Annotated in this window: 9 protein-coding genes; all 9 read right to left on the reverse strand. The window is 63.6% G+C overall.

Annotated elements, in window-relative coordinates:
* Positions 1–343, reverse strand: a 343-nt coding sequence (locus VJ604_RS10585; protein WP_324082321.1) for a hypothetical protein, incomplete at its 3' end; no start/stop codon positions are given.
* A gap of 1 nt (position 344) precedes the next feature.
* Complete coding sequence (locus tag VJ604_RS10590) at positions 345–1,385, reverse strand: glycosyltransferase family 9 protein (protein WP_324082322.1); 1,041 nt, start codon at positions 1,383–1,385, stop codon at positions 345–347.
* A 226-nt stretch (positions 1,386–1,611) separates the two neighbouring features.
* A complete protein-coding gene (locus VJ604_RS10595) occupies positions 1,612–2,715 on the reverse strand; it encodes a glycosyltransferase family 9 protein (protein ID WP_324082323.1) in 1,104 nt (367 codons plus the stop codon).
* A gap of 1 nt (position 2,716) precedes the next feature.
* Positions 2,717–2,884: a Trm112 family protein gene (locus VJ604_RS10600; protein WP_324082325.1), complete on the reverse strand. Its 168-nt coding sequence runs from the start codon at positions 2,882–2,884 to the stop codon at positions 2,717–2,719.
* Positions 2,881–3,987, reverse strand: a complete 1,107-nt coding sequence (gene lpxK / locus VJ604_RS10605) for a tetraacyldisaccharide 4'-kinase (RefSeq protein WP_414652418.1) — start codon at positions 3,985–3,987, stop codon at positions 2,881–2,883. Before lpxK ends, VJ604_RS10600 begins: the two co-directional genes overlap by 4 nt.
* Complete coding sequence (gene waaF / locus VJ604_RS10610; RefSeq protein WP_324082326.1) at positions 3,984–5,087, reverse strand: lipopolysaccharide heptosyltransferase II; 1,104 nt, start codon at positions 5,085–5,087, stop codon at positions 3,984–3,986. Before waaF ends, lpxK begins: the two co-directional genes overlap by 4 nt.
* A 184-nt stretch (positions 5,088–5,271) precedes the next feature.
* A complete protein-coding gene (locus VJ604_RS10615) occupies positions 5,272–6,561 on the reverse strand; it encodes a 3-deoxy-D-manno-octulosonic acid transferase (RefSeq protein ID WP_324082327.1) in 1,290 nt (429 codons plus the stop codon).
* Positions 6,562–6,776: 215 nt separating this feature from the next.
* Positions 6,777–7,814, reverse strand: coding sequence for a glycosyltransferase family 9 protein (locus VJ604_RS10620; RefSeq protein ID WP_324082328.1), 1,038 nt, complete (start codon positions 7,812–7,814; stop codon positions 6,777–6,779).
* Positions 7,815–7,817: 3 nt separating this feature from the next.
* Positions 7,818–8,540, reverse strand: a complete 723-nt coding sequence (locus VJ604_RS10625) for a lipopolysaccharide kinase InaA family protein (protein WP_324082330.1) — start codon at positions 8,538–8,540, stop codon at positions 7,818–7,820.
* Positions 8,541–9,166: the final 626 nt, after the last annotated feature.

Raw genomic sequence — 9,166 nt, forward strand, 5'->3', positions numbered from 1 at the left:
GGAAAAAGCAGAACACCCGGTTGGCAGGGACGCTGCCGGAAGCGGCGAGGTTCAAAAGCACCAGGTCGACCCGGCCGGCGGTGGAGATGAAGATCCGCTCCTTGCGGGCCAACAGGCGACGGAGCAGGAAGAACTCCTGGAAGCGGCGGATCTTGCGGAAGAAGTGGCGCTCTACGGAGATCTCGGCGCCCGGCACGGGAGGGAGCGAGGCACTCTTCCCGCCCCACAGCGTGAAGCGGACCTCCTTCTCCCCCGCCGAACCGCACAGGCTCGCCACGAAACTCTGGCAATGGCCCGCCTCGCCGGAGAGGGTGGGCTCGATGATGTTGACGTTTAGCTTCATATCAGGAGCTGAACAGGGAGCGAATCCCCGCCAGCAGCGCCTCCGTCTTGATGGTGCCGCGGCACTGGGTGTCCTTGTCGCAGTTCGCTCTCAGGCAGCGGGCGCAGTGGATCGGGGACTGGACCACCACGTGGTGCTCGCCGATCGGGCCGCGGCGCTTGGCGTCGGTGGCACGGTAGAAGGAAACGGTCGGGGTGCCCAGCGCCGCCGCCATCTTGACGGTGTCGTTGTCGCCCCCCACCACCAGGTCGACCTTCTTCAACAGCGCGGCCATCCCCTTCAGGGTCTGGCGATCCAGCACCCTCGCCGCCGTGACGGCCTTGGCGAGCTTGGTCGCCAGCTCCTTTTCGGCCTCGGTTTCCCAGCAAAGGAGGATGGTCACCTCGTGGAAGGTATCCACCACCTGCCGTGCAAGTTCCAACCACCCCTGCTCGCTCCAGAGCTTGGTCTGCCAATCGGCGCCGCAGTCGAACAGAAAAACCAGGCCGTCGGAGAGGGTGGCGAGCAGCGCCTCGGCGGCCAAGTCATCGGCAGCTTCGGTGATGATGCCGCTGGAGAGCTCCATGGCCCTGAAATCCTTGGCAAAGGGGATGGAAACCAGGCGCAGGTACTTATGGCTATCGTTGGCGTCCTGGCGCCTGAGCGGCACCCGGCGCATGGAGAAGAAGAGGTTCCCCCTGTCGGCGAGCTCGCTCTTCTCGAAGCCGATCTTATCCTGGGCGCCGGTCAGCCGGCCGATCAGGCCGCTGTTGAAGCTCCCCTCCAGGTCGAAGACGAAGCGGTACTCTCTAGCGATCAGCGTCTCCTTCAACTGGCCGATCTCGCGCGCCACCGAGAGGGCGCGGGGAAGGTTCCTCCACTCGCCGGTCCTCACCGTGTGCAGGGTGCTCAGCAGGGGATTGCCCTCCAGCACGGCCCGGTACTCCTCGTCCACCACCCAGTCGACCTCCACCTCCGACACCGCCTGGTGAAGGAAATCGAGGATCGGCAGGGCGCTCAGTATCCCGCCAAGGGGCGCAGTTTGTATGATGAGTACGCGCATGTTCATCTCCGGGGAAACCAATCATGGGCGACAGGCACCTTCGGAGCCAGTCACCGCACTGTTGTCCGGTTTGTTTTTTGCTATGCCGGTCAAAACGGCCGTTCACCCTGAGCTTGTCGAAGGGCGTGGAACTTTTATTGCTATAGAGATGGGAACAGTTGGCGCTGATGCTTCGACAGCTCAGCACGAACGGCCCAACTAGCCCAAATCTGGTGAATGCGATTCCCTAATCGATGCACTCACCGGGAAACTGCTGCTGGATTTTTTCCATCACTTCTTCCGGCCTGATCAGTTCCAGGCAGGCGCGGTACTCGTCGTTGACGCAGTAGCTCCGGACGCAGGGCTGGCAGGGGGGCTGCCGCTTCTCAATGATGCATTTCCTCTTGGTGATGGGGCCTGAATACTCGTTGTAGGTCGGCCCGTAGAGCCCGAACACGAAGATGCCGGTGGAAGCGGCGACGTGGATGGGGCCGCTGTCGTTCCCTACGAAGAGGTCGGCCAGGCTGCAGAGGGCAGCGAACTCCGCCAGCGAAAGGGTGTGGCTCACGAAAACCGGCGGCCGCTGCAGTTGAGCGACCACCTGGTCGAGGATCCCCTTTTCTCCCGGGCCGCCCACCAGGAAGACATCGAAGCGCTCCGAGAGCAGGTCGCAGAGGCGGGCGTAGTTGTGCTCCCCCCACTGGTGCAGCGGGACCCGGGAGCCGGGGTGGATGACCACTTTGGGCTTCCCCCCCTCCGCGAATGCCGCCGGTGCCTTGCCGCGCAGCGAGGCCAGCGCCTCCGGCATGACGTGGTAGCGGATCTCGTTGGTGTAGTTGATCAACCCCATCAGCTCGAGGAAATCGGCGTAGAACTTGACGATGTGGGTTTCCTCTCTGACAGGTACCACGTGGGTGAACAGCTTGTGCCGTGCCCGCTTCCCCACCGGGTAGGTGAAGCGGTAGCGGGCGCCGGAAAAGTAACTCATCAGGGCGCCGCGGTCGCCGTCGGTGAGGTCGATGGCGCAGTCGGGGTGCAGGCCCCGGACCTGGCGCAGGAAGGAGAGGAAGCGCAGTTTCCCCGCCACCCCTTTCTTGATGTCGTTATAGGGGAAGCCGACCACATTGGCGACGGCGGGATGCGCCGAGAAGACCGCCTCGTTCCCCTGCTTGACGATCACCGAAATCTTGGTGTTCGGAAGGTTCCTGTGCAGGTTCTCGATGAACGGGATGGTCCAGAAGGTGTCCCCGAGGAACTTGGTCTGGATGACCAGGATGTGCCGGCTTTTGCGCAGAATTGCGCCGCGCGCGATCTGCTCCGCCGTCATATTTTCAGTAGTTACCGTACTCATATTACCGTTCCACTTTCTCCGCCTCTTCAACGATCAAAACTGGGATGCCGTCCCTGACGGGATACCTGAGCCCGCAGGAGGCGCAGACCACACGATCCCCATCTTTCACCAGCTTCCCCTTGCAATTTGGGCAGGCAAGGATCTCCAAAAGCTCCTTCTGAACGCTCACGCAGCCCCTCCCCTTTTCTCGCCGGCCATCAACTTCTCCAGCGCGGTCTCCATGGGTGCCGCATCGAAGAATTGCAGCTCCAGCGAGACGGCGTAGCAGTTCACCAGCCTGTCCGCCACGCCCAGCAGCTTCACCGCGTCCTTCTCGGTGGTCAGCATGACGGTCGAGCGCGACGCCTCCCGAAGCCTCAGGATGGCGGCGATCTCCTCCTCACCATAGGGGGTGTGATCGGAGAAGGCGAGGGTCGTGATCAGCCCCACCCCTTCCGCCTCCAGCCCGTCAAAGAAAGAGCTGGGGTCGGCGATCCCCGAGAAGGCCAGCACACGAGCCGTCGACGGTATCGAGTTAAGCGGTTTTGCCTCTCCACCGCCCAACGGGAGGAGCGCGGCAAGCTTGTGCTTGGTCCGGCAATAAGGCTTGCCCGGCACGGCGTCCGGGGTGGCCTCCCCTTCCCTGGTGCGCGTGTAGACCACCAGGTCGGCACGCCCCGCGGCTGACGGCGCTTCCCGCAGGAAACCGGCAGGGAGCGTGGCGCCGTTGCTGAAGGGGCGGGTGGCATCGAGGAGCAGGATGTTCAGGTCCCTTTTCACGCGCAGGTGCTGGAAGGCGTCGTCCAGGATGAAGAGATCCGGCTGCAACTCCCGCATCGCGGTCTGGGCGGCGGCCCGGCGGTCGGCGCCGATCACCACCATCAGCCCGGGTAGCTTCTTCGCCAAGAGGTATGGTTCATCGCCGGACTCTTCGGGTGATACTCGGATGGTTGTGCCGTCGGAAACGATCAATACGCTCCCTTCGGCGGAACCGCGATAGCCCCGGGAGATGACGGCGACCCGCTTGCCGCGCCGGATGAAATACTCCGCCAGCCAGGCCACCATCGGGGTCTTGCCCGTCCCCCCCAAGGTGATGTTGCCGACCGAGATGACTGGCACCGGCAGCCGGTAAGACGGTAGGAGACCGAGTCGGTAAGCGGAGGCCCGGGCGCGCAGCACCTGCGCGTAGAGCACGGCAGCAAGGCGGAGGATCACCCAGAGCAACCGGTCACGCAACCGCTCGCGCTTGCCGGAGACCAAATCTTTGTAATATTGCTCGCGGCTAGCGTTCACCGGTCACCTACTGCGGGGCTTGGCTCCCCCTCCCCGGCCCTCCCCCTTCGGGAGTGGGAGTTGTCGGAGGAGGTTGCCAGATGAAGCTTTCCGAAAAGGGCATCGGCGGCCTCGATGACCTCGGAGGCGGTGACGGCGGTCATGCAGCGGTGGTCGGTCGGGCACTCGCGCTTCATGCAGGGGGCGCAGTCGGTGTCATGCCGGACTATGGTACCGTGCGAGAAGAAGGCGCTGGTGGTGCGGTGGTCGGTCGATCCGAAGATGGCAACCAGCGGCACATCGAAGGCCGCTGCGATATGCATGGGGCCGGAATCGTTGGTGATGAAGAAATTGCAGCGCTTGATGAGCGCCATGAGTTCGCGCACGGAGGTGGCACCAGCGAGATTCAGGCAACCAGCGCCGAGCTGCTCCTGGATGCGTGCGGCCATCTCCGTTTCGGTCGAGCCGCCGGTAATCACCACTCGCGCGCCCCAGCGCTCGGAGAGGCCGCGGGCGACCTCGGCGAACCGCTCAGGGTACCAGCGCTTGGCGGAGCCGAAGGTGGCGCCGGGATTCACCCCCAGCACGAAGTCCCCCGGTGCGATCCCCGCAGCCGCCAGCCGCTTGGCCATGGCGCCGTCCTCCTCCGTCGTGGTGGCCAGGCTCAGCACCGGCGCAATGGAGGGGATTCCGAAGAACTTGACCATATCGAGGTAGTTGAGGACCTGGTGCTCCTTGGTGTTCTGCAGGGTCTTCGGCCAGGGATGGGTGAGCAGCAGGCCGCGGCCGTCGCTGTTCTTGCCGGCCCGAAGCGGGATCCCCGCAAGCCAAGGGATCAGCGCACCCTCGAAGGAGTTGGTGAAGATGATCGCCAGATCGAAGTGCTGCTGCCGAAGCTGGCCGGCCAGCCGCAGGCGCCCCATCAGGCCGCGGTGCTTGCCGCGCTCGAAGGTGATCACCTTGTCCACCGACGGGTGGTTGGCGAACATCTGCGAGACCAGCGGGTTGGCGAGCACGGTTATCTCCGCATCCGGGAAGTGCCGGCGGATGGCGCCCAGAGCGGGAGTGATCATGACGGCGTCACCCAGCCAGTTCACCGACCTCACGAGAATTTTGCGCACGCGGCTTTTATCGATCTGCTTCACTAAATGAACCCCATCCTCACCCTGTCCCTCCCCTTGAAGGGGAGGGGACGCACGAGGAAATGTCTCACAAACGGTGATCCCCCGCCATCAGGTCCCCCCTTGATAAAGGGGGGGACAGGGGGGATTGCTTGTAGGTGTAACGGGAGTTTCCCCGGAGATATTACCCGAGATACCTCTCCACGATTTTCATGTGCTTTTCCGTCGCCCCGCCGTTCTCCCGCATCATGGTCAGCGCGTTCTGGCCGAGCTGATGCCGTTTGTCAGCATCGCCGAGCAGATCCCGGAAACGCGGCGCCAGTTCCTCCGGCTTTTTCAACTGGATGCCGGCGTGGTAGCGCAGCACCAGCGCGGTAATCTCGCGGAAGTTGTTCATGTGGGGACCGAACAGGCTGGGCACCCCGAGCGAAGCCGGCTCCAGCAGGTTGTGGCCTCCGGTGGGTACCAGGCTCCCCCCCACGAAGACCAAGTCGGAGAGGGCATACAGGTTCATCAACTCCCCCACCGTATCCACCAGTAACACCTCACCCCCAGCGAAGGAAGAAGCTGATTTCTGCAACTCGGTCCGCCTGCGATAGGGAAGCCCCTTCCGCTCCAGGATGGATGCCACCTCCGCCGCCCGCTCGGGGTGGCGCGGCACCACCACCAGGAACAGGTCCGGTCGCTCGGCGAGCAGCTCGCGGTAGGCCTCCAGCACGTATTCCTCTTCGCCCGGCCGGGTGCTCCCGGCGGTGAGGACGGAGAGTTCCGCCGGAATCGTATAACGTCCCCGCAGTTCGGCCTTCTCCTCTTCGGAAACTTGCCGGTACGCGATGTCGCATTTGAGGTTGCCGAGGGCCTGGGTGCGGTCCTGCCGGGCGCCGATGGCGACGATGCGCTCTGCATCCAGCGCGGTCTGCATGCCGAGCGCCGAGAAGAGCTGCAACGCGGGACGGAAGACCCAGCTGAATTTCAGGTAGCGCCCGAAGGAGCGGTCGGAGATGCGACCGTTGGCGAGCAGCACCGGGATGCCCCGGCGGTCGGCTTCGCGGGTGAAATTCGGCCACACCTCGGTCTCCATGATCACGATCACCTGCGGCCGTACCGTGTCCAAGGCCCGGCGCACCGCCGGCAGGAAATCAAAGGGGAAGCAGATGTTGGCGTCCACCACGGGAAGACGACCGCTCACCTCGCGGCCAGTCAAGGTGCTGTTGGAGAGCAGCAGGGCGTGACCGGGGTAGCGTTCCTTGAGCGCGGCGAGCAGCGGGCGCGCGGCCAGGGTCTCCCCAACCGAGACCGCATGGACCCAGATGACGGGACGGCCGCCGATCTTCTTCAGCTGCTCCGCGGGAATCCCTCCCAGCCGCTCCGACAAAGTGGGAGGGTTGCTCCCCTTGAGCTTCTGGTAAAGATGAAACAGGGTCACCGGCAGGATCAGCAAGGAGGCGAATATATTATAGAAAACAAAAAACATAACCTATCCAACGTCCCCTCTCCCGGAGGGGGAGGGCCAGGGAGGGGGAGCCCAGGTGTCCAGATCGATGCAGCCCCGTGCTTCACGGCAGCGCTCCCCCCTCCCAACCTCCCCCCCCGGGAGGAGGAGCCTCGGACGAAAGGCAAAGGGAGCCAGACAGCGATACATTCCGCTACACGTCCCCCCTTGATAAAGGGGGGACAGGGGGGATTGCTTTAGTGTTTCCCCTCGTACGCGTTTCGCCACACCTCGACCTTCTCCAAGACGTCGGCCACCTTGATGCGCGGCATGCGGTCGGGGCGGTTCTCCATGGAGATCGGGTAATCCTCGCCCGGCTCGCCGTAGACGTCGATCATCAGGTCCTGGAACTTTCGGTAAGGACCGACCCGCTTCGGGTTGGAATAGCCGATCAGCGAGACCACCGGGCGGTCGAGCGCCACGCTGATGTGCAGCGGGCCGGTGTCGGGGGAGATGACCAGTGCCGCGCCGTCGAAGATGCCGACCAGTCCGCGCAGCCCACCGTTGCCCAGGGCGCTGATCGGCTTGTGGCTGGTCTTCTCCATAATCACGCGCTCGGCGTTCACCTCCCGCTCCGACTTGCCCCCCACCAGCACCGGCTGCAGGCCGAAATCGGCGTACAGCGCGTCGCAGACTTCCGCCCAGCGCTCGGGGAGCCAGTCCTTCTGCGCCTTGCTGGTCGCCACCACGATGGGCACCGCTGGCCGCTCGATCTTCGAGTAGAACTCCCGCTGCCAGCTGCGCTCCTGGTCGTTCCACGGCCCCAGGCCCCAGGTGACCGGAGTAGTGGGGGCCCCCAGGTACTCGCAGAACTCCAGGTACTGGTCCTGGACGTGCTGCATGGCGTGGGGCGGGATACGGTGACTGGTGAAGAGCCAGTTGAGGTCGCGCGCGCGGGCGAAGTCGAAGCCCAGCTTCACCGGAGCCTTCACGAAGGAGGCGACGATGTTGGCCTTGAAGTAGACCTGCAGTTGGATGCAGAGGTCGAACCGGTGGGACTTCAGCTGGTCGCGCACGTCGAGGAAGCCGCGCACCCCCTTGGTGCGGTCGAACAGGATGATCTCGTCGACCAGCGGGTGCCCCTTGACCAGCATGGCCGGCCCGGGCTGGAGGACCCAGGTGATCTTGCAGGCGGGGTTCGCCCTTTTCAGGGAGTGAAGGACCGGCAGGACATGGACCGCGTCGCCCACGGCACTCATCATGACAATACAGACGCGGTCTGCAGTAAATCGCATGCGTTATTTCTCCAAGGCGAGAGAGGCCAGCTTGGTCAGTGCCTCCTCGCTGAAATCCAGTCCCCAGCGCTCGCGCCATTTCCGCGCAGAGCGGGCCAGCCGCTCGTAGTTGCGCTTGGCGACCTCGGCCGTCCGGGGGAAGGTAACCCGGTCCACGTCCAGCAGGTACGCGGTAGGCGACCCGCCGTCACCGGCAATGTAGATGTTCTTCAGGTTGAGGTCCGCGTGCCAGGCACCGGCAGCAGCCAGCGCAGTGAGTAGCGCCCCCACGGCGGAAAGCAAGGCTTCCCGCGCCTCATCGTCCGCGTCACGCCAGACGGCGGGGAGATCATCCCCCTTGGGAAGCCGCCGGGTCATCACGTCGCTGCGGCCGAACAGGCCGGCGACGGGATAGACGACACAGGCGACGACCTCAGGGGTCGGGATGCCGGCCTTCATCAAGCGGAGCGCAGTCTCCAGCTCCAGGGGCGCCCGGGTGGGCAGCAGGAAATGCTCACCCGTGAGGAAGCGAAGGAGCCCGCCATGCCGGTTGCGGCGAACCACCACCGGGGTGGAAGCTTCGGCAGTTGCACCGGCAGGAAGGTCGACACCGTAGCTGATCCCGCGGCCGCGCATCAGGTCCGGAGAAGGCTGGGCCGCCGCCCACTCGTAGAGAGTTTGGGAGGCAACCGCTTCGCGAACCGCCTCAACAGCCCAGTCCCGCGCCAGCACAACCCTTCCGTGCACCGACAAGCGCCGGTACCCCTCAGGAGCCGCACCAGAGCCCGAAGCGTCCTTACAATTCAACCTCACTCCCCGATCGATCACCGCGCACTATGTCAGCGCCCGGGTCACAGTCATTAGCCGCAACCAATCAACAAGAGGATGCAAACTATTGATAAATGTGCAGTTAAATCCAGTATTCTTAACACCTCGAACAAGCCGGCGTCAAGCCTTTTGACTTTGGGTTTATAGCAATAGAGTACGAGTCTATATCTGGAGGGAAACTGGAGAACGAGAAACTATGCAGCTGATTGGAGTGGGGAGTGGTCGCAGATCTTCTTTACGGTCGGTTTGGCAGAATCTCAAAGCGAGGGTGGGGCAGAAAGTCGCTTTTTCATCTCTTCAAACGAAATGGAATCTTCTTCATGCCGTTCGGCGATAACTGCTAAATCATGCAGGTCTTCCATCAGTTGCTGATATTGAAAGATTGTGAAGTGCGCCACGTTGAGCTGCCCCTTTAACTGCTATTTAGATTCTCAAACTGTTACTCCGCCTGCTCCGCCACCGGCAGGCATTTGACGTCCGCTTTGGGCGCCAGCAGCGCGCCCTCGTCCAGGCGGAGCAGATAGTAGAGGGCGAGGCCGACCAGG

The sequence above is a fragment of the Geomonas sp. genome (assembly GCF_035254065.1).
Classification (GTDB): domain Bacteria; phylum Desulfobacterota; class Desulfuromonadia; order Geobacterales; family Geobacteraceae; genus Geomonas.

What these genes read in the sequence shown, in the direction of transcription:
- VJ604_RS10615 (WP_324082327.1), bottom strand. Translation starts at nt 6,561, where the DNA reads ATGTTTTTTGTTTTCTATAATATATTCGCCTCCTTGCTGATCCTGCCG.
- VJ604_RS10590 (WP_324082322.1), bottom strand. Translation starts at nt 1,385, where the DNA reads ATGCGCGTACTCATCATACAAACTGCGCCCCTTGGCGGGATACTGAGC.
- VJ604_RS10595 (WP_324082323.1), bottom strand. Translation starts at nt 2,715, where the DNA reads ATGAGTACGGTAACTACTGAAAATATGACGGCGGAGCAGATCGCGCGC.
- VJ604_RS10620 (WP_324082328.1), bottom strand. Translation starts at nt 7,814, where the DNA reads ATGCGATTTACTGCAGACCGCGTCTGTATTGTCATGATGAGTGCCGTG.